At 69.0% G+C, this 25,587-nt stretch carries 23 protein-coding genes; 9 read left to right on the top strand and 14 right to left on the bottom strand.

What is annotated here, in order from left to right; all coding sequences use genetic code 11:
• Nucleotides 1–165: 165 nt before the first annotated feature.
• Complete coding sequence (locus ASD65_RS00490) at nt 166–537, bottom strand: DUF3040 domain-containing protein (protein WP_056216953.1); 372 nt, start codon at nt 535–537, stop codon at nt 166–168.
• A 78-nt stretch (nt 538–615) separates the two neighbouring features.
• Here ASD65_RS00490 and ASD65_RS00485 point away from each other — a divergent pair, with 78 nt between their 5' ends.
• Entirely contained in the window at nt 616–1,713 is a 1,098-nt protein-coding gene (locus tag ASD65_RS00485) for a polyprenyl synthetase family protein (protein WP_056216950.1), read from the top strand.
• Between the two features lie 59 nt (nt 1,714–1,772).
• On the opposite strand, the gene ASD65_RS00480 is transcribed toward ASD65_RS00485, so the two are convergent.
• Nucleotides 1,773–2,093, bottom strand: coding sequence for an Rv2175c family DNA-binding protein (locus tag ASD65_RS00480; RefSeq protein WP_442922429.1), 321 nt, complete (start codon nt 2,091–2,093; stop codon nt 1,773–1,775).
• A 245-nt stretch (nt 2,094–2,338) separates the two neighbouring features.
• Here ASD65_RS00480 and ASD65_RS00475 point away from each other — a divergent pair, with 245 nt between their 5' ends.
• Entirely contained in the window at nt 2,339–3,538 is a 1,200-nt protein-coding gene (locus tag ASD65_RS00475) for a LysM peptidoglycan-binding domain-containing protein (protein WP_156378910.1), read from the top strand.
• A 72-nt stretch (nt 3,539–3,610) separates the two neighbouring features.
• A complete protein-coding gene (pknB, locus tag ASD65_RS00470) occupies nt 3,611–5,557 on the top strand; it encodes a Stk1 family PASTA domain-containing Ser/Thr kinase (protein WP_056216947.1) in 1,947 nt (648 codons plus the stop codon).
• A gap of 149 nt (nt 5,558–5,706) precedes the next feature.
• Here pknB and ASD65_RS00465 read toward each other — a convergent pair whose 3' ends face one another.
• The 4 genes from ASD65_RS00465 to ASD65_RS00450 all read right to left on the bottom strand — a co-directional run bounded on the left by ASD65_RS00465 (nt 5,707) and on the right by ASD65_RS00450 (nt 9,912).
• The gene (locus tag ASD65_RS00465) at nt 5,707–6,654 is read right to left on the bottom strand and encodes a hypothetical protein (protein WP_156378755.1); all 948 of its coding nucleotides are present in this window, start codon (nt 6,652–6,654) and stop codon (nt 5,707–5,709) included.
• A 259-nt stretch (nt 6,655–6,913) separates the two neighbouring features.
• Nucleotides 6,914–8,251 (bottom strand): class II 3-deoxy-7-phosphoheptulonate synthase, encoded by a 1,338-nt coding sequence (locus ASD65_RS00460; RefSeq protein ID WP_056216940.1) that lies wholly within the window; start codon nt 8,249–8,251, stop codon nt 6,914–6,916.
• Between the two features lie 38 nt (nt 8,252–8,289).
• Nucleotides 8,290–8,973, bottom strand: a complete 684-nt coding sequence (locus ASD65_RS00455) for a lysophospholipid acyltransferase family protein (protein WP_056216938.1) — start codon at nt 8,971–8,973, stop codon at nt 8,290–8,292.
• Nucleotides 8,974–8,976: 3 nt separating this feature from the next.
• On the bottom strand, nt 8,977–9,912 hold the full coding sequence (locus ASD65_RS00450; RefSeq protein ID WP_056224320.1) for an ROK family glucokinase: 936 nt from the start codon (nt 9,910–9,912) through the stop codon (nt 8,977–8,979).
• Nucleotides 9,913–10,061: 149 nt separating this feature from the next.
• Between ASD65_RS00450 and ASD65_RS00445 the strand changes: the two genes are divergently transcribed.
• The gene (locus ASD65_RS00445) at nt 10,062–11,888 is read left to right on the top strand and encodes an AMP-dependent synthetase/ligase (protein ID WP_056216935.1); all 1,827 of its coding nucleotides are present in this window, start codon (nt 10,062–10,064) and stop codon (nt 11,886–11,888) included.
• 58 nt (nt 11,889–11,946) lie between these two features.
• On the opposite strand, the gene ASD65_RS00440 is transcribed toward ASD65_RS00445, so the two are convergent.
• The 3 genes from ASD65_RS00440 to ASD65_RS00430 all read right to left on the bottom strand — a co-directional run bounded on the left by ASD65_RS00440 (nt 11,947) and on the right by ASD65_RS00430 (nt 17,690).
• On the bottom strand, nt 11,947–12,438 hold the full coding sequence (locus ASD65_RS00440; RefSeq protein WP_056216931.1) for a peptide deformylase: 492 nt from the start codon (nt 12,436–12,438) through the stop codon (nt 11,947–11,949).
• 3 nt (nt 12,439–12,441) lie between these two features.
• Nucleotides 12,442–14,184, bottom strand: coding sequence for a MinD/ParA family ATP-binding protein (locus ASD65_RS00435; protein WP_235566564.1), 1,743 nt, complete (start codon nt 14,182–14,184; stop codon nt 12,442–12,444).
• Between the two features lie 98 nt (nt 14,185–14,282).
• Complete coding sequence (locus tag ASD65_RS00430; protein WP_056216925.1) at nt 14,283–17,690, bottom strand: pyruvate carboxylase; 3,408 nt, start codon at nt 17,688–17,690, stop codon at nt 14,283–14,285.
• 72 nt (nt 17,691–17,762) lie between these two features.
• Here ASD65_RS00430 and ASD65_RS00425 point away from each other — a divergent pair, with 72 nt between their 5' ends.
• The gene (locus ASD65_RS00425; protein ID WP_056216924.1) at nt 17,763–18,572 is read left to right on the top strand and encodes a ParA family protein; all 810 of its coding nucleotides are present in this window, start codon (nt 17,763–17,765) and stop codon (nt 18,570–18,572) included.
• Between the two features lie 14 nt (nt 18,573–18,586).
• Here ASD65_RS00425 and ASD65_RS00420 read toward each other — a convergent pair whose 3' ends face one another.
• Nucleotides 18,587–19,084, bottom strand: coding sequence for an Lrp/AsnC family transcriptional regulator (locus ASD65_RS00420; protein ID WP_056216921.1), 498 nt, complete (start codon nt 19,082–19,084; stop codon nt 18,587–18,589).
• A gap of 102 nt (nt 19,085–19,186) precedes the next feature.
• Between ASD65_RS00420 and ASD65_RS00415 the strand changes: the two genes are divergently transcribed.
• Nucleotides 19,187–20,413, top strand: coding sequence for a trans-sulfuration enzyme family protein (locus ASD65_RS00415; RefSeq protein ID WP_056216918.1), 1,227 nt, complete (start codon nt 19,187–19,189; stop codon nt 20,411–20,413).
• A gap of 6 nt (nt 20,414–20,419) precedes the next feature.
• On the opposite strand, the gene ASD65_RS00410 is transcribed toward ASD65_RS00415, so the two are convergent.
• From ASD65_RS00410 to ASD65_RS00400, 3 genes are all read right to left on the bottom strand, one after another.
• Nucleotides 20,420–20,965 carry a MerR family transcriptional regulator gene (locus ASD65_RS00410; RefSeq protein WP_056216915.1) on the bottom strand — a complete coding sequence of 182 codons (546 nt, stop codon included), beginning with the start codon at nt 20,963–20,965 and terminating at the stop codon, nt 20,420–20,422.
• A 108-nt stretch (nt 20,966–21,073) separates the two neighbouring features.
• Complete coding sequence (gene ftsR / locus ASD65_RS00405; protein WP_056216913.1) at nt 21,074–21,760, bottom strand: transcriptional regulator FtsR; 687 nt, start codon at nt 21,758–21,760, stop codon at nt 21,074–21,076.
• Nucleotides 21,760–22,257 (bottom strand): FHA domain-containing protein, encoded by a 498-nt coding sequence (locus ASD65_RS00400; RefSeq protein WP_056224318.1) that lies wholly within the window; start codon nt 22,255–22,257, stop codon nt 21,760–21,762. The genes ftsR and ASD65_RS00400 overlap by 1 nt, the downstream gene beginning before the upstream one ends.
• Before the next feature lie 173 nt (nt 22,258–22,430).
• Here ASD65_RS00400 and ASD65_RS00395 point away from each other — a divergent pair, with 173 nt between their 5' ends.
• On the top strand, nt 22,431–22,775 hold the full coding sequence (locus tag ASD65_RS00395) for a hypothetical protein (RefSeq protein ID WP_056216910.1): 345 nt from the start codon (nt 22,431–22,433) through the stop codon (nt 22,773–22,775).
• A 12-nt stretch (nt 22,776–22,787) separates the two neighbouring features.
• On the opposite strand, the gene ASD65_RS00390 is transcribed toward ASD65_RS00395, so the two are convergent.
• The gene (locus ASD65_RS00390; RefSeq protein WP_235566563.1) at nt 22,788–23,117 is read right to left on the bottom strand and encodes a hypothetical protein; all 330 of its coding nucleotides are present in this window, start codon (nt 23,115–23,117) and stop codon (nt 22,788–22,790) included.
• A 219-nt stretch (nt 23,118–23,336) separates the two neighbouring features.
• On the opposite strand from ASD65_RS00390, the gene ASD65_RS00385 reads away from it, so the two are divergent.
• Nucleotides 23,337–24,083, top strand: a complete 747-nt coding sequence (locus ASD65_RS00385; RefSeq protein WP_056216908.1) for a copper resistance CopC family protein — start codon at nt 23,337–23,339, stop codon at nt 24,081–24,083.
• Between the two features lie 10 nt (nt 24,084–24,093).
• Nucleotides 24,094–25,491 carry a dihydrolipoyl dehydrogenase gene (lpdA, locus tag ASD65_RS00380; RefSeq protein WP_056216905.1) on the top strand — a complete coding sequence of 466 codons (1,398 nt, stop codon included), beginning with the start codon at nt 24,094–24,096 and terminating at the stop codon, nt 25,489–25,491.
• Nucleotides 25,492–25,587 lie beyond the last annotated feature (96 nt).

The raw sequence follows: 25,587 nt of genomic DNA, 5'->3' as shown, positions 1-25,587 counted from the left end.
CCCGAACAGGGCAAACGCTCCCCCAGCGCCCTCCGACGCGTTTCATCGACAGGAGTCGTGGCCGGCTTGGGGCCGACGTTCGGGCACAAAAAAGAGCACCGACCCGAAGGTCGGTGCTCGAAAGGCTGGGGCGCGGCGGACCGCGCAGTTCAGTGGTTCAGGAGGTCAGCGGTCATCCTGACGACGGTCCCATCGGTCGTTCATGCGGTCCATGAACGAAGAGGATGACGGCGCCTTCGCCTTGGTGGGACGACCGGGCTCTTCGACGACCCGCAACGCGGCACGCGTCGGGGTGACGGCGAGCACGACTCCGGAGAGCATCGCGATGAAGCCGATGACACCGACGACGACGAGCGGAATCGACACCCCGACGATGAGGGCACCGAGACCGACGAGCACGAGAACAGTGCCGTAGACGATGTTGCGATAGCTGAGCGTGCGTCCGTCGCGCGGCGCGCTGACGACGTCCGCGTCGTTGTGCATGAGATGGCGTTCCATCTCATCCAGCAGACGCTGCTCCTGTTCGGAGAGTGGCATGCATCCCCCTCTATGTCCAAGACCCATATCCAAAGACGTCACAAGTCTACGCGTGCCGTCGATCACTAGGCTAGGCCCGTGTCAGCGACTCTGGATTCGATCGAGGCGGTTTCCCAGCGTCTCGACATCTTCTTGTCGGCGCAGCGCGCCGAAGCAGCCGATTGGGGGCCGGAAGCGGCCGCCTTGATCGACGCAGGCGCGTCCGCCGTGAGCGGTGGAAAGAGGCTCCGGGCGCGGTTCTGCCTGGCCGGATGGCGAGCCGTCGCCGAGGCATCCCGTCCCCCAGCCTCCCCCGCGGCCGACGTGATCTCGGTCGCGACCGCGCTCGAGGTCTTCCACGCCGCAGCACTCGTCCACGACGATCTGATCGACAACTCCGACACCCGGCGCGGCAACCCGGCCGCGCATCGCGCGCTCGAGGCCATGCACCGCTCCGCCGGATGGGTCGGAGATGCCGCGGCGTTCGGCCGGTCCGGCGCGATCCTGCTCGGCGATCTGCTCGTCGCCTGGAGCGACGACCTCGCCGAGGACGGCTTCTCGCACGCCCCCGCAGCGACGGCCGCCGTGGTGGCCAGAGCGGAGTATGCGGCGATGCGCCGCGGCGTCACGATCGGGCAGTTCCTGGATGTCGCGGAGGAGTCCGCCTTCAGCACCGAGCCGGATGAGCGGCACGCCGAGCGCGCACTGCGCGTCGCGTCGCTGAAGTCGGCCCGCTACAGCGTGCAGCAGCCGCTGACCATCGGAGCGGCCCTCGCTGGCGGCGACGAGGCGCAGCTGTCCGCACTGACCGCGTTCGGGCATCCGCTCGGCATGGCGTTCCAATTGCGCGACGACGTCCTCGGTGTGTTCGGCGACGAATCCGTGACGGGCAAGCCGTCCGGCGACGACCTGCGCGAGGGCAAGCGCACCGTCCTCATCGCGTACGCGCGGGAGAACCTCTCGCTCTCGGCGCGCCGCCTGCTCGACGAACTCATCGGCGACGCGACCCTCGAGACGGACCAGATCGCCGCGCTGCAGCGGACGATCGTCGACTCCGGCGCGCTGGATCGCGTGGAGGCGCTCATCACCGACTATGCGACGCGCGCCGATCGCGCCCTCTCGGGGGCACGACTGGGCAACGCCGCCGTCGGCGAGCTGCGCGATCTCGCACGGGCCGCGACGGCACGCACGGCCTGACCTGCATCGCGTCGCGCCCTCGGCCGCTGTCCGCGCGTGCGGATCGGCGGCGGGCTCGACTAAAGGGTCTGAGCGACCCGGCGCACTTCGGACTTGCGTCCGGCGCGCAACGCCTCGATCGGCGGCATCCCGATGGATTCGTCCGAGTCGAGGAGCCAGTCGATGGCCTCCTCGTCGGAGAAGCCGCCGTCGTTCAAGACGATGATCGTGCCGCGCAGGGCAGCGATTGGATGGCCGTCGAGAATGAAGACCGACGGGACCGCGAACACGCCGTCGCGGCGGGCACCGATGAGGTGCTTGTCGTCGAGCAGCCGTCGGACGCGGCTGATTGGTTCACCAAGCGCCTCCACGAGCTCAGGCATGGTCAGCCAGTCGGTCACGGTTCGCGGGGTGCTGTCTCCGGTCACTCAGCAACTATCTCACCTTTGCCGGAGCCCCGCGGACCCTGCTCCGAAATCACTTTGGCCACACTGTTCACATAAGCACCGCGTATAACACTGGTTGACACTAGTTGACATCCGTGACACGGTTTTGACAGTCAACTGAGGGGGAACTCGTGCGGCAATCCAACGGAATTCTGCGTTTCGGCACCAGCGCTCCACCTCCGCGCGCCCTCAGCGCCGGCGTGCCCGCACTGATCGTCGGTTCCATCGCGCTGTCGTTGACGGCGAGCCCCGCACATGCGGCCGAGGCGACTCGGGATGGCGCTGCCCACCTGCCGCGCACGCTCGCCCCCGTCATCCCGGCGTCCTTGCCGGTCGTGAGGATGCTGCCCACCGCCAACGCTCCGCAGACGCACACGGTACAGCGCGGCGACACGGTCAGCTCGATCGCCGCCCGCTACGGGCTGCGCACGGTGGACGTGCTCACGCTCAACGGCCTCAGCTGGAAGTCGATCATCTACCCCGGTCAAGTCCTGGTGCTCGTCGGCGGTGCCGCTGCTGCGGCGCCCGCCCCGGCCGCACCCGCCCCGGCCGCACCCGCCCCGGTCGCAGCCGCCGCCGTCGTCGATGTCGTGCGCGCCGGTGACACCATCAGCGCGATCGCGCGACGCAACGGCGTCAGCATCGCAGCCGTCTTCTCCGCGAACGGACTCGGGTGGTCCTCGATCATCTACCCGGGGCAGAAGATCGCGATCCCGGGCGCCGCCACGTCGACCCCGGCTCCCGCACCCGCCCCGGCGGCACCCCCCGCGATGGTTCCGGTGGCCGCGACCGGCGCCGCGTACACGATCCGCGCGGGCGACACCATCAGTGCGATCGCCCAGCGCCACGGCGTGACGACAGCAGCTGTGCTCAGCGCCAACGGACTGTCCCGCGAGTCGATCATCTACCCCGGCCAGACGCTGACCATCCCCGGCGCGGCGGCCGCACCGGCACCGGCACCGGCCGCGGCGCCCGCGCCTGCGGCATCCGTGGCTCTCGACGCCGAGCAGTCCGCCAACGCGCAGCTGATCATCCGCATCGGCCGCGAACTCGGCGTCCCCGAGCGCGGGATCGCGATCGCCCTGGGCACCGCGATGCAGGAATCGTGGCTGCGCAACCTCGACTGGGGCGACCGCGACTCGCTGGGTCTCTTCCAGCAGCGCCCGAGCACCGGTTGGGGCACCGACGCGGAAGTGCGGGATGCCGCACGAGCGACGCGTGCGTTCTATGGCGGGGCGTCCGACCCCAACGGCTACCGCACCCGCGGGCTCCTCGACATCCCGGGCTGGCAGGGCATGACGTATGCCCAGGCGGCACAAGCGGTGCAGATCTCCGCGTACCCCGATCGCTACGCCCAGTGGGAGCAGCCGTCGTTCGCGTGGCTCGCCGCGTTGGGTTGACAAGGTCTCGAGGCGGTCACGGAGGGTGAGCCGCTGCCAGGTGGGTGCCCGGAGCGTCCGTAGACTCTCAACGTGAGCACGAGTCAGCAGGCCGACCCGCTGATCGGCCGTCTGGTGGACGGCCGATACAGGGTGCGCGCGCGCATTGCGCGCGGCGGCATGGCGACCGTGTACGTCGCGACCGACCTGCGACTCGAGCGCCGCGTCGCGCTCAAGGTCATGCACGGACACTTGAGCGACGACTCCGTGTTCCAGAGCCGGTTCATCCAGGAGGCCCGTGCGGCCGCCCGTCTGGCCGATCCGCACGTGGTGAACGTGTTCGATCAGGGCCAGGACGGTGACATGGCGTACCTCGTCATGGAGTACCTGCCCGGCATCACCCTGCGCGAGCTCATGCGCGAGCAGCGCCGGCTCACGATCCCGCAGACCGTGACGATCATGGATGCCGTGCTCTCCGGGCTCGCCGCCGCCCACCGCGGCGGCATCGTGCACCGCGATGTGAAGCCGGAGAACGTACTGCTGGCCGAGGACGGCCGCATCAAGATCGGCGACTTCGGACTCGCGCGCGCCACCACCGCGAACACCGCGACGGGCCAGATGCTGCTCGGCACGATCGCGTACCTCGCCCCAGAACTCGTGACCCGCGGCACCGCCGATGCCCGCAGCGACATCTACGCGCTCGGCATCATGCTGTACGAGATGCTCGTCGGCGAGCAGCCGTACAAGGGCGAGCAGCCGATGCAGATCGCATTCCAGCACGCCACCGACTCGGTCCCCCGACCCAGCGTCAAGAACCCCGGCGTTCCCGAGTCGCTCGATGAGCTCGTCCTGTGGGCGACCGAGAAGGCACCGGACGATCGACCCTCCGACGCGGCCGAGATGCTGCACCGCCTGCGCGAGATCGAGCGCGAGCTCGGGATCACCCCGCAGGTCGCGCGCACCGTGGCCGCGAACGGCCCCACGGTCGACGACGGCATCGACTCGGGCGAACTCACCCGGGTCCTCCCCTCGACCATCACGGCGCCCATCGTGGAGGCCGAGACCGTCGACAACGCCACGCGCCTGCGCACCCGGACACGGCGCCGCGCGGTCAAGGGCGGCTGGCTCTTCGCGATCGTCGTCATCCTGGCCGCGCTGGCGGCCGGTCTCGGCTGGTGGTTCGGCTCCGGACCGGGGTCGCTGGTGGCGGTGCCCTCCGTCGACGGCAAGTCGTTCGCGGAGGCCCAGGAGATCCTGGGCGCGCAGAGCCTCATCGCCGAGCAGCGCGACGTGTTCAGTCTTGAGGTGGCCGCGGGTCTCGCGGTCGGCACCGACCCCGACCCGGGCACGCGAGTCGAGAAGAACACGACGATCGCGGTCTTGATCTCGCAGGGTCCGCAGTCGCAGGACATCCCGGTGCTCGCCGGGATGACGGCCGACCAGGCCCGCGAGACCCTGACCGGGCTCAAGCTCACGGTGGTCGACCCCGACCTGCAGTTCTTCACGGATGCCGCATCCGGCACGGTGATCGGAGTTTCGGTCACGCAGAAGTCTGACGGCACCGTGCTCGACTGCTCCAACGCCTGTACCGCGCACCAGGGCGATTCCGCGACCCTGTCCGTCTCGGTCGGCCCGGTGCCCGCCGTTACGGGCGAAAGCGTCGGCAGCGCCACCAGCATCCTGGAGAGCGTGAATCTCGCGGTCTCGGACTCGACGATCGAGGACTTCAGCAACGACATCGACAGCGGCAACGTGATCGGCATCGCCGACCGCGAGGGTGGCGGGTCGTGGGCCCCCGGCGAGACGGTGACGCTCATCGTGTCGAAGGGGCCGCCGCTGTTCCCCGTGCCGGACGTGGTCGGGCTGACGCGCGACGCCGCGAAGAAGAAGCTCACGGATGCCGGATTCAAGGTCGAGTACAACACCTTGTGGGACGTCGTGGTCGACTCCGCGACCTCGGTGGAGGGCCAGAAGCCCGAGGGCGGCTCGCAGCAGCCCAAGAACACCGTCATCTCCCTGCGGATCAAGGGCGCGTTCTAGTCCCTCGAGCCGTTCGCTGGTTCTCGCGAGCTCACAGAAGTGGCGCGCTCAAGCTCTCGCTACCGGCCGATTCCCCAATCTCGCGAGCTCACAGAAGTGGCGCGCTCAAGGGGATCCGGCCGCGCACTTTCTGCGAGCTCGCGTGCTGGTCAGGGCGCGAAGCGCGCGCCCGCCAGTGCTCGACGAACGCGTTGGGCGAGCGCGCGGAGCCCCGAGCCGAGGTCGTCCGCGGTGACGGCGATGACCCGGTAGCCGGCATCCTCGAACAGTTGGGTGCGCGTGAGGTCCTCGCGCCACTGCGACCGCGACGTCCGGTGCCCGTCTCCCTGATACTCCAAGAGGAGCCGCGCCTCCAGGAAACCGAGATCCGCGTGGCGGTCACCCGCCGAGGTGCGGACAACAGGCTGCACCTCGGGCTCGGGCAGGCCATGCTCCATCAGCCCCAGTCGGAGAAAGGTCTCGGGTGGGGAGTCGACGGGGCTGCGGACACGCTCGAGCGCCCAGCGCAGCGCTTTGACGCCTCGTTTGCCCTGCCGACGGGCCAGCGCGGCTTCGAGCTCCGCGAGCGTGGCGAGCGGTCTCCGAGGCACCGCACGCGGCCCACTGAGGATGAAGTCTCCGACAGCGACCAGCCACTCCGGACTCATCGGCGGGTGCGGTCCGAGCGCGCCGGGCATCGACAGCTGCGCCCAGACGTCTGCGGGCGAGATGATCGGTGTGAGCCCGAGCATGGTCCGCGGGAGCGCCGCGTCGTCGGTCTCCCACTCGACGACGCCTCCGCGACGCAGCCGGCGATGACTCCCGAGCGCGATGACGTGGACGGGCTCCGATGGAGATTCCGGATAGGGCAGCGGCATCCCCCATCGTCGTGCCGCCGTCACGTGGCTCACCCAGTGCTCTTTTCGAAACACGTGTTGAAGGGCGAGGCACCGCTCGGCCAGATCCGAGAGGTCCACTCCGTTCGCGTAGATGCCGTGGAACGGCCGCGCGACGTCCACCCGTTCCAGCCGGCGCCGGGTGACACCCTGGCGAAACGCCTCCGCTCGCGTGAACGACGCACCGTGGAGACCGTCCGGAAGCTGTGCACATCGAGGCATCCCCCGATCCTGTCGATGCCCGCCGCAGCCAACCGGCGTTGTCCACAGCTCCTCCCCCTCGCGAGCTCACAAGAAGTGCCCGTTTTGGCCCCCGCAAGCGCGCACTTCTTGTGAGCTCGCGAGGGGATGGGGCGGACGCACAACGCCGGAACGGCCCCGCCGGGAATCCGGGCGAGGCCGTTCTGGGGAGGAGTGGATGCCGCTACAGCACCGTCACCCCGGGGAGGAGTGGATGCCGCTACGGCACCCCGCCTCAGGGTCAGCGCTTCTCGAGCTCCTCGGCCACGAGGAAGGCGAGCTCCAGGCTCTGCATGTGGTTCAGGCGCGGGTCGCACAGCGACTCGTACCGGGTCGCCAGCGCGGCCTCGTCGATCTCCTCGGAGCCGCCCAGGCACTCGGTCACGTCGTCGCCGGTCAGCTCCACGTGGATGCCGCCGGGGAAGGTTCCCGCGACGCGGTGCGCCTCGAAGAAGCCGCGCACCTCGTCGACGACATCGTCGAAGCGACGCGTCTTGTAGCCGGTCGGTGTGGTGATGCCGTTGCCGTGCATCGGGTCGGTGACCCACAGCGGCGTCGCGCCCGAGTCGCGGACGGCCTCCAGCAGCGGCGGCAGTGCATCGCGGATCTTGCCCGCGCCCATCCGCGTGATGAAGGTCAGGCGTCCGGGCTCGCGCTCGGGGTCGAGCTTGTCGATCAGCTCGAGCACGGTGTCGGGCGAGGTCGAGGGACCGAGCTTGACGCCGATGGGGTTGCGGATCTTCGAGAAGTAGTCGATGTGCGCACCATCGAGGTCGCGCGTGCGCTCCCCGATCCACACGAAGTGGGCCGAGGTGTTGTACGGCGTGCCGGTGCGCGAGTCGATCCGCGTCATCGGGCGCTCGTAGTCCATCAGCAGGCCCTCGTGACCGGTGTAGAACTCGACGCGCTTGAGCTCGTCGAAGTCGGCGCCGGCCGCCTCCATGAACTTGATCGCGCGGTCGATCTCGTTCGCGAGGCGCTCGTACTGCTGGTTGGCCGGGTTCTGCGCGAAGCCCTTGTTCCAGGAGTGCACCTCGCGCAGGTCGGCGAAGCCACCCTGCGTGAACGCGCGGATCAGATTGATGGTGGATGCCGCGGTGTGGTACCCCTTGAGCAGTCGCGCGGGATCGGCCCGGCGCGAGCCCTCGGTGAAGTCGTAGCCGTTGACGATATCGCCGCGGTACGCCGGCAGCGTGACGTCGCCGCGGGTCTCGGAGTCGCTGGAGCGCGGCTTGGCGAATTGGCCCGCCATGCGGCCCATCTTCACGACCGGCATCGACGCGCCGTACGTCAGCACGACCGCCATCTGCAGCACCGTCTTGATGCGATTGCGGATCTGCTCGGCCGTCGCACCGGCGAAGGTCTCGGCGCAGTCGCCGCCCTGCAGGAGGAAGGCACGGCCGGAGGCGGCCCGGGCGAGCTTCTCGCGCAGGTTGTCCACCTCGCCCGCGAAGACGAGCGGCGGCAGCGAGGCGATCTCAGCCGAGACGGCCGCGACCGCGTCTGCATCGGGCCACGCGGGCTGCTGTTTGATAGGCAGAGTCCGCCAGTGGTCCAGGGGGTCGAGCTGCTGAGGCATCCGCCCAGTCTATCGGCGTGAAAACACCACTCGACGCCCTATGACGCCGGGATGCGATCCTTCACCGACGAGGCGTACACGTCCTCGTACTCCTGCTCGCCGAGACGCTGCAGCGCGACGATGATCTCGTCGGTGATGGAGCGCAGGATGTACCGGTCGCCCTCCATCCCGGCGAAGCGGGAGAAGTCCAGCGGCTCGCCGATGACGATGCCGACCCGCACGATCCGCGGCACGGTGCGGCCGATCGGCATCATCGTGTCGGTGTCGACCATGACGACCGGGATCACCGGCACATGCGCCTCGAGGGCCATCCGTGCGATGCCGGTGCGGCCGCGGTACAGCTTGCCGTCGGGACTGCGGGTGCCTTCGGGGTAGATGCCGAGCAGATCACCACGGCCGAGAACCTGGAGGCCGGTGTTGAGGGATGCCTCGGACGCCTTGCCCCCGGAGCGGTCGATCGGGATCTGCCCGGTGCCCTTCATGAACATGCGGGTCGCCCAGCCTTTGAGCCCCTTGCCGGTGAAGTAGTCGCTCTTGGCGAGGAACGACATCGGCCGGTCGATCATGAGCGGCAGGAAGACGGAGTCACTGACGGAGAGGTGGTTGCTCGCGAGGATCGCCGCGCCCTCGACGGGGATGTTGCGACGGCCGACGACCCAGGGACGCCAGATCGCTTTCACGATCGGGCCGATCACCACGTACTTCATCAGCCAGTAGAACATCGCCTAGTCGCCTCCCACCGCCAGGTCGGCGGCTCCGATGAGTCCGGCGTCGTTGCCGAGCTGCGCGATGGCGAACTCGGCGATCGGACGATCCCCGTACCCGGGCAGCGAGGTCTGATAGGCAATGCGCACCGGCTCGAGCAGGTCGTCGCCGAGCTGGGCGACTCCCCCGCCGATGACGAACATCTCGGGGTCGAGCACGGCCTGGAATCCTCCACAGGCCTCACCCAGCGCAGTGGCGACGCGGCGCAGCGCCTCGACGGCGCCTTCGTCCCCGGCGAGGATCAGCCGGGAGATCGCGGTGCCCTTCAGCTCGCCGGTCTCGGCGCGCAACGCGGCCAGTCCTGCACCGATCCCGCCGGCGTCTGCGACCGCGTTGGCTTCGCGCTGCAGGGCGCGCCCCGATGCGTACTGCTCGAGGCAACCGTTCTGTCCGCAGCCGCAGGCCCGTCCGTCGCGGATGAATCGGGTGTGCCCCAGCTCCCCCGCGATGCCGTGGCCGCCGCGGTACAGCTGTCCGCTCGCGATGACGGCGCCGCCGACGCCGGTGCCCATCGTCAGCATGATCATGTCGTCGACGTCCCGACCGGCGCCGAAGCGGAACTCGGCCCATCCGGCGGCGTTGGCGTCGTTCTCGATCGTGACGGGCACGGCGATGCGCGCCTCGAGGATCGCCCGCAGCGGCTCGTTGTGCCACGCGATGTTGGGGGCATGGATGACGGTGGCCCGGTCGCGATCGATGAAGCCGGCCGCGGCGACACCGACAGCGACGACATCGTGGTGGGCGGCGAGGTGGTTGGCCATGTCGACGACCGCATCGGCGATCTCGCGGACGTCCAGCGGCGTGTCCACGCGGAGCTTCTCGATGATCCGCCCATCGGCGTCCACGACACCTCCGGCGATCTTCGTTCCACCGATGTCGATCCCGACCTTGAGCACCACGTGTCCTTCCCGGCCGTGCACGCGCACAGCGTTGTGAAGTCTATCCGGGCGAGGGCTTCCACAGCCCGGGGTGGGGCCGGAGGGCACCCGATACACTTGGGGGGTACCCCCCAAAGGAGAGTCCGACCGGTACCGAAGGAGCTGCCGTGATTCAGTTTGAAGTCCCACCGATCGTGCCCGCCGACCCGCAGGCGAACGTGACAGATCTGCTCGTCGAGCGGGTGAAGAAGACCCCTGATCTGGCATTGTTCGCCGTTCCCGACGGGGACGGATGGCGCGACATCTCGGCCAAGGAGTTCCAGCGTCAGGTGATCGCCCTCGCCAAGGGCTTCGCGGCGGCCGGCATCGAGCCCGGCGACAAGATCGGATTCATCGCGCGCACGACGTACGACTGGACGCTCGTCGACTTCGCGCTGTTCTTCGCCGGTGCGGTGATGGTGCCCATCTACGAGACCAGTTCGCCCGCGCAGATCCAATGGAACCTGTCCGACTCCGGCGCGATCGCCTGCATCACCGAGTCGACCGACCACGCCGCTCGTCTCAACGAGGTCCGTGCCGAGCTGCCCCTGCTGCGCTCCGTGTGGTCGATGAACGACGGCGACCTCGACAAGCTCGTCGCAGAGGGCGCGTCGGTCTCCGACGAGGAGATCGAGCGCCGCCGCAACCTGGCCAACGGCGCCGACATCGCGACCCTGATCTACACGTCCGGCTCCACGGGGCGTCCCAAGGGGTGCGTGCTCACGCACAGCAATTTCGTCGAGCTGACCCGCAACTCATCGGTGGCGCTCAGCGAGGTGCTTACCGTGCCGAACGCCTCGACGCTGCTGTTCATCACCACCGCGCACATCTTCGCCCGTTTCATCTCGGTCCTGACCATCCACTCCGGAGTCAAGACGGGGCACCAGCCCGACACGAAGTTCCTGCTCCCCGCGCTCGGCTCCTTCAAGCCGACCTTCCTGCTCGCGGTCCCCCGCGTGTTCGAGAAGGTGTACAACTCGTCCGAGCAGAAGGCCGAGGCCGGCGGCAAGGGCAAGATCTTCCGCGCGGCGGCCCACACGGCGGTCGAGCACTCCAAGCTGCTGCAGGACGGCAAGAAGATCCCCCTGGGCATGAAGATCAAGTTCGGGCTCTTCGACAAGCTGGTCTACAGCAAGCTCCGTGCCGCCATGGGTGGCCGCGTGCAGTACGCGGTCTCGGGCTCGGCTCCGCTCGGCGAGCGTCTCGGACACTTCTTCCACAGCCTCGGCATCGTGATCCTGGAGGGCTACGGCCTCACCGAGACCACGGCTCCGGCGACCGTCAACCTCGCCACCAAGTCGAAGATCGGCACCGTCGGTCCCGTGCTGCCCGGTGTCGGCGTCCGGCTGTCCGACGACGGCGAGATCGCGGTGCGCGGCATCAACGTCTTCAAGGAGTACTGGCGCAACCCGGAGGCGACGGCCGCCTCGTTCGACGGCGACTGGTTCGTCACCGGCGACATCGGCTCGTTCGATGACGAGGGCTTCCTCACCATCACCGGTCGCAAGAAGGAGATCCTGGTCACTGCGGGCGGCAAGAACGTCGCTCCGGCCGCCCTGGAGGACCCGATCCGCGCCAACCCGATCATCGGCCAGGTCGTCGTCGTCGGCGACCAGAAGCCGTTCATCTCGGCGCTGATCACCCTCGACCCCGAGATGCTGCCCACGTGGCTCGCGAACAACGATCTTCCGGCGGACATGTCGCTGGCGGATGCGGCGACCAACGAGGCCGTCAACGCCGAGGTGCAGCGGGCCATCGACATCGCGAACAAGCACGTCTCGCGTGCCGAGTCGGTCCGCAAGTTCACGATCCTCGCGACCGAGTGGACCGAGGCCAGCGGCCACCTCACGCCGAAGATGAGCATCAAGCGCAACGTGATCATGGACGACTTCGCCACCGAGGTCGAAGACCTCTACGCCGTTCCCGTCAACACCACGAACGTCTCGCTGCCGTAAGGCGCGACGTACGAGAACGGCCCCGGGAGATTCTCCCGGGGCCGTTCTCGTGCGAGCGTCAGAACCAGTCGGACTCGCGCACCTCGCGCATCGCGAGGCGCCGCGTCTCGGCCGGGAGCCGGTCGAGGTAGAGCTTGCCGTCGAGGTGGTCGGTCTCGTGCTGCAGGGCTTGGGCGAGCAGACCCTCCCCCTCGAGCACGATCTCGTTTCCGTCCAGGTCCGTGCCGACGACCTTCGCCCGCGGGTAGCGGATCGCGTCGTGCCACAGTCCGGGCACGGACAGGCAGCCCTCGCCGACCGGTTCGGGCTCGCCTGAGACTTCGGTCAGGACCGGGTTCAGGATGTATCCGATGTCGCCGTCGATGTTGTAGCTGAACGCGCGCAGGCCGACGCCGATCTGCGGCGCCGCGACGCCGGCACGACCAGGCAGCTCGACCGTGTCGACCAGGTCGCGCACGAGGGCACGGACGCCGTCGTCGATCTCATCGATCGGCGCGCTGGTGGCGCGAAGGACGGGGTCGCCGAAGAGACGGATGGGACGAACCGGCATGACTCAGGCCGCCGGGGCAAGGGCGCGCAGGCCCTCGATGACCGATGCCGCCAGCTCACGTGCCGCCAGGCGCGTGGCGGGCTGCAGGTCGCGGAACGTGATCGTGCTGCCCGCGGCGATCAGCGGGTCGTATGGCATGCGCACCACGGCCCGAACACGGGTTTGGAAGTGCGCCTCGAGCTCGTCCTGACGGACCAGCGGTGCGCCCGGGCGGGCGCTGTTCAGGACGACCACCGCGTTGCGGACCTGCTCGGCGTAGCCGTTGGTCTCCAGCCATGTGAGTGTCTCGGACGCGAGACGCGCCTCGTCGACGCTGAGCCCCGACACGATCACGAGCTCGTCGGCGACGTCGAGGGTCGCACCCATGACCGAGTGCACGATGCCGGTTCCGGTATCGGTGAGCACGATCGAGTAGTAGTGCGCGGCGAGCGTGGCGACGTCGTGATAGTCGCGGTCGTTGAGCGCTTCGGACACGCGGGGATCGGTGTCCGATGCCAGCACGTCCAGGCGGGTGTCGTCGCGACCGACGATGGTCGAGATGTCGTTGTAGCCGGTGACCTCGCCGCGGGCGCGCACCAGGTCGCGGATCGTCTTGCCGTTGAGCTTGGTGATGCGCTCGGCGAGGGTTCCGCGGTCGGGGTTCGCGTCGATCGCGATGATGCGGTCGTCGCGGGCGTCGGCCAGCGCCATCCCGAGCAGGGTCGTCACGGTGGTCTTTCCGACGCCGCCCTTGCGGGAGAGCACGGGCACGAACCGCGCACCTCCGGTCAGGGGCACCGCGATACGACGGTCGAGCTCCTTGCGGCTGCGGGCGCGCTTGCCGTCGCCGAGGTTGATGCGCTTACCGGAGACCGAGTACAGCAGGTGCTGCCACAGCCCCTCGGGCTCGGGGTGCACCACGTGGCTGGGATCCAGCAGGCGGTCGGGGGTCAGCAGGTCGGACGTCTCGCGGCCGGCCTCGAACTCGCCGAGGCGCTTCGAGGTGAGCGTGACATCCACGCGCGGCTGGATGCGCTCGACCGAGTGCTGGCGATCGGGGCGGTCGGTCTCTTCGGGGTGCTGGGCCTCCCACCGTGTGGCCGGCGTCGAGCCCGTCGTGGTGCGGGGTTCGCTCGCCGGAGCGGCAGGAGCCACCGGCGCAGCCGGAACTACCGGCGCAGGCGGAGCCATCGGAGCGGCTGCGGCGGCCGCAGCGGTAGCGGCGGGCGCGACGTGCGGGGCTTCGGCAGCGGCTGCAGCGGCAGCGGCGGCCTCCTCGGTGGCGGCGATGCCGCCGCGCACGAGCGCGTCGAACGCATCGATCCGGTCGATCTCCTCGACCGGTGCGGTCTCGACGGGCGCGGCATCCTCGCCGCCGTCGATGGGAGCGTTGTCCTCCACGACTTCCTCCACGATCACTTCGTCGACGGATGCCTCGGCAGCGGGTGCCTCGACCTCCACATCGATCTCCCCGGTGAACTCCTCCACGAATTCGACCTCGGCCTCGGCAACTTCTCCCTCGACGTCAGCCTCGTCCACGACCTCAGCCTCAGCCTCGTCCTCAGCCGGCTCGACGTCGGCCGCAGCGTCGTCCTCGTCGGCGAGGTGCGCCTCGATCGATTCGAGCGACACCTCGTCGTCGATGACGTCATCGTCGACGAAGTCGTCGTCGTCGGAGTGCACGGGCAGCTCGACGCTGACCTGTGCGGTCGCGCCGCCGAGGATACCCAGTCCGGAGGTGTCGATGCTTTCCGTGTGGGAGAGCACGCCGTTCTCATGGTCGTCGTCAGGCGTGTGTTCGGTGCGATCGGGCGTCACAGCAGTTCTCCAAAACAAGGGGTGGGCGCAGATGCCCACCCCTCAGGCTAATGCGCCGGACGGACGACGACCAAAAGGTCTCCGGCATCCACTTGCTGCGTCTCGGCGATCGCGACCCGCTCGACGACCCCGTCGACGGGCGAAGTGATGGCCGCTTCCATCTTCATCGCTTCGATCGACGCCACTGGCTGACCGGCCGCGACGGTCTCGCCGACGACCGCTTTCAGCGTCACGACGCCCGAGAAAGGTGCCGCGACCTGCCCCGGCTTGCTGGTGTCGGCCTTCTCCACCTGGCGCGATTCGACCTGGATGCTGCGATCCCGGGCGAAGACCGGGCGCAATTGTCCGTTCAGCGTGGTCATGACCGTGCGCATGCCCTTGTCGTCGGCCTCGCCGATCGCTTCGAGCCCGACGAACAGCTGCACGCCGCGCTCGATCTCCACGACGTGCTCCGAGCCGGACACGAGGCCGTACAGGTAGTCGACGGTGTCGAGCTTGCTCAGGTCGCCGTACACCTCGCGCACCTGCTGGTACGACTGGGTCGGCACGGGGAAGAGCAGGTGGTTGAGCATCGCGCGGCGGGACGTGGCATCCGATTCCAGCGCCGCGGACTCGTCAGCGGTCAGCGGCGTCACGTCGATCTTGACGTCGCGACCGGCCAGGACCTTGCTGCGGAACGGCTCGGGCCATCCACCGGGCAGGTCACCCAGCTCCCCCGCCATGAAGCCGACGACCGAATCGGGCACGTCGTACTTGTGCGGGTTGGCCTCGAAGTCGGCCGGGTCGGCCTTGACCGCGGCGAGGTGCAGCGCCAGGTCGCCGACGACCTTCGAAGACGGCGTCACCTTCGGCACACGCCCGAGGATGCGGTCCGCCGCGGCGTACATGTCCTCGATGAGTTCGAAGTCCTCCGCGAGGCCGAGCGCGATCGCCTGCTGGCGCAGGTTGGACAGCTGCCCGCCCGGGATCTCGTGACGGTAGACGCGACCTGTCGGCCCGGGCAGGCCAGACTCGAACGGCCCGTACAGGTGGCGCACGGACTCCCAGTACGGCTCGAGGTCGGAGACCGCCCCCAGATCGATACCGGTGTCGCGCTCGGTGTGCGCCAACGCCGCGACGAGGCCCGACAGCGACGGCTGGCTGGTGGTGCCGGCCAGGGGCGCGGCGGCGACGTCGACGGCGTCCGCACCGGCGGCGCTGGCGGCGAGCAGGGTCGCGAGCTGTCCGCCGGCGGTGTCGTGCGTGTGCACGTGCACGGGGACGTCGAAGCGGTCGCGCAGGGCCGTGACGAGACGGGATGCCGCGGCCGGGCGCAGCAGGCCCGCCATGTCCTTGATCGCGAGGATGTGCGCGCCGGCGTCGACCATCTGCTCGGCGAGACGCAGGTAGTAGTCCAGCGTGTAGAGGTTCTCGGCCGGGTTGAGGAGATCACCGGTGTAGCAGAGGGCGACCTCGGCGACCGCGGTGCCGGTGTTCAGCACGGAGTCGATCGCCGGGCGCATCTGCGACACGTCGTTGAGGGCGTCGAAGATGCGGAAGATGTCGATGCCGCTGGCGGCGGCCTCGCGCACGAAGGCGTCGGTCACCTCCGTCGGGTACGGCGTGTATCCGACGGTGTTGCGGCCGCGCAGCAGCATCTGGATCGCGATGTTCGGCAGCGATTCACGCAATCGATCGAGGCGCTCCCACGGGTCCTCGCCGAGGAAGCGGAGCGCGACGTCGTAGGTCGCACCGCCCCAGGCCTCCACGGACAGCAGCTGCGGCGAGAGCCGGGCCACGTACGGGGCGACGGCGACGAGGTCCTTCGTGCGCACACGCGTGGCCAGCAGCGACTGGTGGGCATCGCGGAACGTGGTGTCGGTGACGGCGAGGGCCGTCTGCTCGCGCAGCGCCTTGGCGAATCCCACGGGACCGAGCTCGAGCAGGCGCTGGCGCGACCCGTCCGGCGCGGGCGTGGTCAGATCGATCGCGGGGAGCTTCGCACGCGGGTCGCCGTGAAGCGGGTTCTCGCCGTTGGGCTTGTTGACGGTGACGTCCACGAGCCAGTTCAGCATCTTGGTGCCGCGGTCCTTCGACTCGCGACCGCGCAGCAACTCCGGGCGCTCGTCGATGAACGACGTGCTCAGGTCGCCGGCGACGAAGTCGGCGTCATCCAGGACTGCCTGCAGGAACGGGATGTTCGTGGAGACGCCGCGGATGCGGAACTCGGCCAGCGCGCGACGGGCACGGCTGACCGCGGCCGGGAAATCACGGGCACGGCAGGTGAGCTTGGCGAGCATCGAGTCGAAGTGCGGACTGACCTGCGACCCCGCCGCGGTGGTGCCGCCGTCCAGGCGGATACCGGCGCCGCCGGGTGAGCGGTACGTCGTGATCTTGCCCGTGTCGGGGCGGAAGCCCTGCGTCGGGTCCTCGGTCGTGATGCGGCACTGCAGCGCGGCACCGCGGAGGTGGATCTGGTCCTGCAGCAGTCCGAGCTCGGCGAGGGTCGCGCCGGCGGCGATCCGCATCTGCGACTGGACGAGGTCGACATCGGTGACTTCTTCGGTCACGGTGTGCTCGACCTGGATGCGCGGGTTCATCTCGATGAAGACGATCTCGCCGGTGCGCGGACCGGCCGTCTCGAGGAGGAACTCCACGGTGCCGGCGTTCTGGTAGCCGATCGACTGCGCGAACGCGACGGCGTGGCGGTGCAGGGCGTCGCGGGTGTCGGGGTCGAGGTTCGGCGCGGGCGCGATCTCGATGACCTTCTGGTGGCGGCGCTGCACCGAGCAGTCGCGCTCGAACAGGTGCACGGTCGCGCCGGCGCCGTCAGCGAGGATCTGCACCTCGACGTGACGCGGACGCAGCACAGCCTGCTCGAGGAACATGCGCGAATCACCGAAGGCGCTCCCGGCCTCGCGCATCGCCTCGGCCAGAGCCGGTGCGAGGTCGCCGAGAGTCTCGACACGCCGCATCCCGCGTCCGCCGCCGCCGGCGACGGCCTTGGCGAAGAGGGGGAAGCCGATGTCCTCCGCCTGCGCGACGAGGGCATCGATGTCGTCGGATGCCTCGGTCGAGCGCAGCACGGGAACCCCTGCTGCGATGGCGTGGTGCTTGGCGGTGACCTTGTTGCCGGCCATCTCGAGCACGGACGAGGGCGGGCCGATGAACGCGATGCCGTTGGCGGCCGCCTGCTCGGCGAGTTCGGGGTTCTCGGAGAGGAATCCGTAGCCGGGGTAGATCGCGTCCGCGCCGGCCTCCTTGGCCACACGGATGATCTCATCCACGTTCAGATAGGCGCGCACCGGATGCCCGCGCTCGCCGATCAGGTAGGCCTCGTCGGCCTTCAGACGATGCAGGGAGTTGCGGTCCTCATATGGGTAGACCGCAACAGTGCGGGCTCCCAGTTCGAACGCGGCGCGGAAGGCGCGAATCGCGATCTCACCACGGTTGGCAACAAGAATCTTGCGGAACATGCACACCTCATTGGGGGGCCAAGCGTCAGGCAGAGTGTGCTCTCAGCCTAGGGGACGGTAACGTAGACGCTTGTGCACGTACTCTCCGTCAGCTCGCTGAAGGGCGGGGTCGGTAAGACGACCGTGACCTTGGGGCTCGCCTCTGCCGCTTTTGCGCGCGGTGTCCGAACCCTCGTCGTCGACCTCGATCCCCAGTCCGACGTCTCGACGGGGATGGATATCCAAGTCGCAGGCCGCCTCAATGTCGCCGATGTCCTGGCCAATCCGAAGGAGAAGGTCGTCCGTCAGGCGATCACCTCCAGCGGATGGGCCAAGGTCCACCCCGGCACGATCGATGTGATGATCGGCAGTCCATCCGCCATCAACTTCGACGGGCCACATCCCAGCGTCCGGGACGTCTGGAAGATGGAAGAGGCGCTCGCGACCATCGAGGCCGACTACGACCTCGTGCTCATCGACTGCGCGCCGTCGCTGAACGCCCTGACCCGCACGGCCTGGGCGGCATCAGACCGCGTCATCGTCGTCACCGAGCCCGGACTCTTCTCCGTCGCCGCCGCCGATCGCGCCCTGCGGGCGATCGAGGAGATCCGCCGCGGCCTCTCCCCCCGCCTGCAGCCCCTCGGCATCGTCGTGAACCGCGTACGCCCGCAGTCGATCGAGCACCAGTTCCGCATCAAGGAGCTGCGCGACATGTTCGGGCCGCTCGTGCTGTCGCCGCAGCTGCCCGAGCGCACGTCGCTGCAGCAGGCTCAGGGTGCGGCCAAGCCGCTGCACATCTGGCCCGGCGACTCCGCGCAGGAGCTCGCAGCCGACTTCGACGCCCTGCTGGATCGCGTCATGCGCACCGGACGCATCCCGGTCCCGGGCGAGACCACGGCGTAGCCGCACCCGGTCCGTTACAGCGGGCCGAGCACGCCTGTCCCCTGCCGCACCTCGAACACAAGCTGCGTCTCGGTCTTGGTGACGGCCGGATGGCTCGTGATGTGCTGCAGGATCAGATCGCGCAGCCGCTCCGGGCTCGCGACGGCGACCTGCAGGTGGAAGTCGTTGTCGCCGGCCACGTGTGCGACCGACAGCGCGCCGGGGATGGCGACGAGGCGATCGAACAGCTCGTCGATGTGCGGACGGCTGTGGCTGGACAGATGCACCCGGATGAGGGCCTGGATCGGTCGTCCCACCGCGGCGAGATCGAGCTCGGCGGCGATGCGGGCGATGACACCGGAATCGCGCAGACCCTTGACCCGATAGGCGCAGGTCGACTCGGCCACCCCGACGCGCGCGGCGAGGGCGGCATTGGACATCCGCCCGTCGATCATGAGCGCGGCGAGGATCGCCCGGTCGGTGCCGTCGAGCGGCGCCGGGGCGCGTTGCGGATTCTTCGACGGTTCCGACATCCGGATGCCCCTCCTTGCGGATTCTTCGGCATTTCAGGTCTTGTGACCCATTGATGCCCAGATCTGCTTGCACATTGTTGCGGTATCGCCGACTATAACGGCATGACACCGAGGACGCTGCATCCCGATAGCCTTGCCGTCCACGCCGGCCGCGAAGACCTCACGAGCCTCGGCGTGCATGCCCTCCCCCTCGACCTCTCGTCGACCAATCCCCTGCCCGATATCGAGACCGGCGGGCTGTCGTACGAGGTCCTCGCCACCGGCGGGCTCCCGCTCGAGGGCGGCTCCCACGTCTACGCGCGACTGTGGAACCCCACGGTCGCTCGCTTCGAGACCGCGATCGCCCGGCTCGAGCACGCCGAGGAGGCCGTCGCGTTCTCCTCCGGCATGGCGGCGATCACGGCCGTGCTGCTCTCCCTCGGCGAGAGCGGGAAACGTCACGTCGTGGCCGTGCGGCCGCTGTACGGCGGCACCGATCACCTCCTCGCGTCCGGACTCACCGGCGTCGAGGCGACGTTCTGCACGCCTGACGGCGTCGCCGCGTCAGTCCGACCCGACACCGGGCTGGTCATCCTCGAATCGCCCGCGAACCCGACGCTGGAGCTCGTCGACATCCGCGCCGTCGTCGCGGCCGCCGGCGATGTGCCGGTCGTCGTCGACAACACGTTTGCCACGCCCGTGCTGCAGCGCCCACTCGACCTCGGCGCGGCGATGTCGCTGCACAGCGCCACGAAGTACCTCGGCGGCCATGGTGACGTCGTGGGCGGTGTGGCGGCCTGCGACGCCCGCACCGCAGCCGCGCTGCGCCGCACCCGGGCTATCACGGGGGCGATCCTGCATCCGCTCGCCGCCTACCTGCTGCACCGGGGCCTGGCGACGCTGCCCCTCCGAGTCCGCGCGCAGCAGGCCAGCGCGCAGATCATCGCGGAGTGGCTCACGACCCGGCCCGAAGTGGTCGCGGTGCACTACCCCGGTCCGCCCACGGGCGATCCGCACGGGCTCATCGGCACTCAGCAGGACGGCCCGGGCGCGATGATCTCCATCGAGCTGGCCGGCGGGTTCGCCGCGGCATCCGCTCTGACTTCCGCGGTGGAGCTGTTCACGCACGCGGTGTCGCTCGGCAGCGTCGACTCGCTCATCCAGCACCCGGCGGCGCTCACGCACCGTCCGGTACAGAGCGAGGCGAAGCCGTCGGAGGCGCTCGTGCGGCTCTCCATCGGCCTGGAGGCCACGGAGGATCTCATCGCCGACCTGGCGCAGGCGCTGAGCATCGCCGGGGCGGACAGCGCAACCGGGGCCGATCAGGCCACGATGTCGCGCGCGTACTGAGGCGCGTCAGGCCGAGCGGACGGCGCGGCGCGCCGCGAGTTCGTCCAGCGCCTCGAGCGTCTGCGCGTCGAAGTCCACGAGCGTGGATTCGACCTCGCGGAGGACCTTGCCCACCGCGATCCCGAAGACGCCCTGACCGCGGCTCACGAGGTCGATGACCTCGTCGTTCGAGGTGCAGAGGTAGACCGACGCACCGTCGCTCATGAGAGTCGTGCCCGCGAGATCGCGGATGCCGGCGGCGCGCAGCTGCTCGACGGCGGTGCGGATCTGCTGCAGCGAGATACCGGTGTCGAGCAGGCGCTTGACGAGCTTCAGCACGAGGATGTCGCGGAAGCCGTACATCCGCTGCGATCCGGAGCCGCTGGCCCCACGGACGGTGGGCTCCACGAGCTCGGTGCGAGCCCAGTAGTCCAGCTGGCGGTACGTGATGCCGGCGGCGCGCGCGGCGACTGCTCCCCGGTACCCGACCTCGTCATCCATTTCGGGCAAGCCGTCGGTGAAGAGGAGGTCAGCGGCGAACGAGTGCTCGCCCGCTGTTTCAGGAGCGGTCATGCGCTTCCTCCTCAAAGGTTCGGGTTGTACTTCAAAGTTAGATCAGCCGAGGCCCCCGGGCAACGACATCCGCGTGTCGGGTTCGGCGTGTCGCGCGACGCGCCGGAATCAGGAGACGAGACGCTCGATCGCGGCACGCACGTAGATGGAGCGCACCTCGTCGAGGCGCGCGGCGAGCTCCGGTCCGATCTCGCTGGCCTTGGCCCGGGATGCCGCGTCCGGACGTCGCAGCAGGGCTGTGATGGCGGACTCGATCAGCGCGACCTCGCGCTCGGCGCTCTGGCGCAGAGTGCGTACGTGGCGCGGTTCGATGCCGTGCCGATCCAGGGCGACCAGCGCCCGCAGGATCGCGACGGACTGGTCGGTGTAGGCGTCGGTGGCCACCAGCACGCCGGTGCTGATCGCGTCGTTCAGCAGCTGCGGGGACGCTCCGGCCGCCGACAGCAGCTCGGCGCGACGGTAGCGCCGCGGCGCGGGCACGATCGAGGGCACCGCGGTCGGCGGAGCGGGGTTGCGCCCCGCGTCGACGTCCTCGAGGTACTCGCGGATCACGACGAGCGGGAGGTAGTGGTCGCGCTGCAGCGTGAGGGCCAGCCGCAGCCGCTCCAGGTCGTCCTGGGAGAACTTGCGGTAGCCGGACTCGGTGCGCACGGGCGTCACGATGCCCTGCACCTCGAGGAAGCGCAGCTTGCTCGAGGTCAGCGACGGGAACTCGGGACTCAGTCGCGCCAGCACCTGACCGATGCTCAGAAGAGCCGCAGACGATGAACGTTCGCGGGCTTGTACGGCCGGCATCAACCGTCAGTGGTCAACGGCAGGTCTGCCGGGGAGACGAAGAAGTTGAGACGGAACTTGCCGATGCGCACCTCGGAGCCGTTGATCAGCGTCGCGCGGTCGACCCGCTCGCCGTTGACATACGTGCCGTTGAGCGAGCGCTGGTCGACGATCTCGAAGGACGTGGCATCCCGCGTGATCTCGGCGTGACGACGGGAGACCGTGACGTCGTCGAAGAAGATGTCCGCCTCGGGATGCCGGCCCACCGTGGTGACGTCGGTGTCGAGCAGGTAGCGGGCACCGGCGGTCGGGCCGGAGCGCACGATCAGCAGGGCGGAACGGGTCGGCAGTGCGCCGATCGCTTCGATCTCGGCCTCGCTCAGGTCGCTGCCGAAGGGCACGAACGACAGATCGGAGTCGTGTCCGAAGGTCTGCGTCGTATCGGTGGCTCCATCGGAGTTCCCCGCATCGGCGCCCCGCCGGATCTCGTCCGGCTCGCGTTGGCGGTCTTGCTCCACGATGTACCCCTCCTGGTCGACGTCCAGACTATCCGATCGATCGGTCGCAGAAACAGTCGATCTGCGATCGGATCGCGCCCCGCGCATGTTTCGGCGTGTGTCGTCGTCCTACCCGCGGCTCGGCGTTCCGCCTAGCCTGTCGGGTATTCGAACCTACTGACAGGAGACACGTCGTGTCGAGCCCGCACAGCCACATCCCGCCCGTTCCGGTGCGTGAGCGTGCGGCGTGCATGTGCGTCCACGGCGAGTCCTGCTCCACGTTCGCGCCGGGTCACGCGCTGCATCTGATCCAGACGCGGCTCGTCTCTGCCACGCCGTCGGAGTGGGTGGACGCGATCGTCGAGTCAGTCGACGCCGCATCCGTCACACTGCGGACCGTCGCGGATGCCTCGCTCGTCGAGGTCTGGAACGGCGACGGCGCCGGGGCGCAGCTGCTCCCGGGCGCGCCGGTCGCGCTCCATGAGCGCTACCACGTGCTCGCCGTCGGTGCACGGTGGTTCAACGTCCTGCTCGGCTGAGGCCGCGGCGGGTCACGCCATCATCATGGAGTCCTTGACCGCCATGCAGGCGTCCATGCAGGCCTGGCACGCCTGAGCGCACATCTTGCAGATCTCGCTCATGTCCGCGTGCTCCATGCACTCGTCCATGCACGTCTGACACATCGCGATGCAGGCGTTGAGCATCGCCATCATGCTCGCGGGGGTCATCCCCTGCATCCGCATCATCGATCGCATCATCGTGTTGCACATGTCGGCGCAGTTCATGCACGCGGGCGCGCACGACATCATCTGCGTCGAGCAGACCGTGCATGCCTGCTCGCAGGCCGAGCAGGCGTCCATACAGGCCTGCAGCAGGGCCATGTCCATCGTCTTCATGCCGGGGGTCGACATCATGTCCTTGGACATCATGTCCATCATCATCGAGTCCATCGTGCGCACCGCTTCCGTCGGGGGCAGCGGGCAGTTCTCCCGCCGTTTCGAACGTTACTCCGCGCGAGGGCTCCCGTCACGAGGTCCGCGCGATCCTCAGCGGGATTTCACACGGCCGTCATTTTCGGCACCCGGCCTAGGCTGGAGGAGATGAACACCTCGACCTCCTCCCCCGCATCCTTCCGCCGGATCCTGGCTGCGACGGCCGCCGCCGCCGCTCTGACCGCCGGTTCGCTCCTGCTCGCCGCCGCGCCCGCCAGCGCGCACGACGAGCTGCTCTCGACGGACCCCGCCGCCGACTCGTCGGTCGAGGCGCTCCCGGAGCAGCTGACCCTCACCTTCAGCGGACAGCTGTTGGGCGAAGCGGGCGCGAGCGAAGTGCAGGCGACGGATGCCGCGGGCACCGCCCTCACCGACGGCGCTCCGATCGTGACGGACAACGTCATCACCCAGACCCTGACCGGCACCGCCTCCGGCGCGGTCACGGTCCTGTGGCGCACGGTCTCCAGCGACGGCCACCCGATCTCGGGGGAGTTCACGTTCACCGTGACCGCCGCGCCCTCCCCGACGGCGTCGGAGAGCCCCTCCGCGACCCCGAACCAGGAGACGACGCCGAGCGAATCACCGTCGCCGCAGGAATCCCTCGTCTCGCCGCCCGCCGACGAGCCCTCGTCGTTCTCCGACGTGTGGCCCTGGGTGATCGGCGGCATCCTCATCGTGGGCCTCGGCGGCGCTGTGGTCTACCTCCTCGTCTCGCGCGCACGCCGTGAGAAGGCGCTGGCCGGCGGTGCGGTCGACGGGTCTGCGATCGACTCCGCCGATGGGGCACCGGACGGTGCGGGAACAGCCTCTCCGGGGACTCCCCCGACCGGTTCCGAGCCCCCCGCCGAGCGATAGGCTTTTAACCATGCCTCACTACGATGTCGTCATTCTCGGCGCGGGCCCCGGCGGGTACGTCGCAGCCGTCCGCAGCGCTCAGCTCGGCCTCTCGGTCGCCATCATCGAGGAGAAGTACTGGGGCGGTGTGTGCCTGAACGTCGGGTGCATCCCCTCGAAGGCACTCCTGCGCAACGCCGACCTGGCCCACGTCTTCCACCACCAGGCCGAGCTGTTCGGCATCTCCGGTGACGTGACGTTCGACTTCGGCACCGCGTGGGACCGCAGCCGCACGGTGGCCGAGACGCATGTCAAGGGCATCCACTTCCTCATGAAGAAGAACAAGGTGACCGAGTACGAGGGTCGCGGTTCGTTCGTGGACGCGCACACGATCACCGTCGCGAAGGCCGACGGCTCCACCGAGCAGCTCACCTTCGACAACGCGATCATCTCGACCGGCTCCAAGGTGCGCCTGCTTCCCGGCGTCACGCTGAGCGACAACGTCGTGACGTACGAGGAGCAGATCCTCACGCGCGAGCTGCCGCGCTCGATCGTCATCGTCGGTGCCGGCGCGATCGGCATGGAGTTCGCCTTCGTCATGGTCAACTACGGCGTCAAGGTCACGATCATCGAGTTCCTCGACCGGGCGCTCCCGAACGAGGACGTCGACGTCTCCAAGGAGATCGCGCGCCAGTACAAGAAGTACGGCGTCGACATCCTCACCTCCACCAAGGTCGAGACCGTCGTGGACTCGGGCGACAAGGTCACCGTCACCTACACGCCCAAGGACGGCGCGCCCGCGTCGATCGAGGCCGACAAGGTGCTCATGTCGATCGGCTTCGCCGCGAACGTCGAGGGCTTCGGCCTGGAGAACACCGGCGTGAAGCTCACCGACCGCGGTGCGATCGACATCGACGACTACATGCGCACCAACGTCCCCGGCATCTACGCCATCGGCGACGTCACGGCCAAGCTGCAGCTCGCCCACGTGGCCGAGGCGCAGGGCGTCGTGGCCGCCGAGACCATCGGCAAGGCCGAGACCCAGACGCTGGGCGACTACCGGATGATGCCCCGCGCGACGTTCTGCTCGCCGCAGGTCGCCTCGTTCGGACTCACCGAGCAGCAGGCGCGCGACGCCGGCTACGACGTCAAGGTCGCGAAGTTCCCGTTCAGCGCGAACGGCAAGGCGAACGGCCTCGGCGAGCCCATCGGCTTCGTCAAGCTCATCGCCGACGGCGAGCACCTCGAGCTGCTCGGTGGCCACCTGATCGGCCCCGACGTCTCCGAGCTGCTCCCCGAGCTCACGCTCGCGCAGAAGTGGGACCTCACGGCCCTCGAAGCGGCCCGCAACGTGCACACGCACCCGACGCTGTCCGAAGCCGTGCAGGAGGCCTTCCACGGCCTCGCCGGCCACATGATCAACATGTAGCTCACGCTGCGAACGCAGAAGCGCCCCGACATCCCAGCGATGGCGGGGCGCTTCTGCTTTGTGGTGCGGCCACTGCGGCGGGTGGCGGGGCGTTGC

This window comes from Microbacterium sp. Root61 (genome assembly GCF_001427525.1).
Lineage (GTDB): Bacteria > Actinomycetota > Actinomycetes > Actinomycetales > Microbacteriaceae > Microbacterium.
Note: the sequence above shows the minus strand (reverse complement) of the source record. Positions and strands in the feature narration are given on the sequence as shown.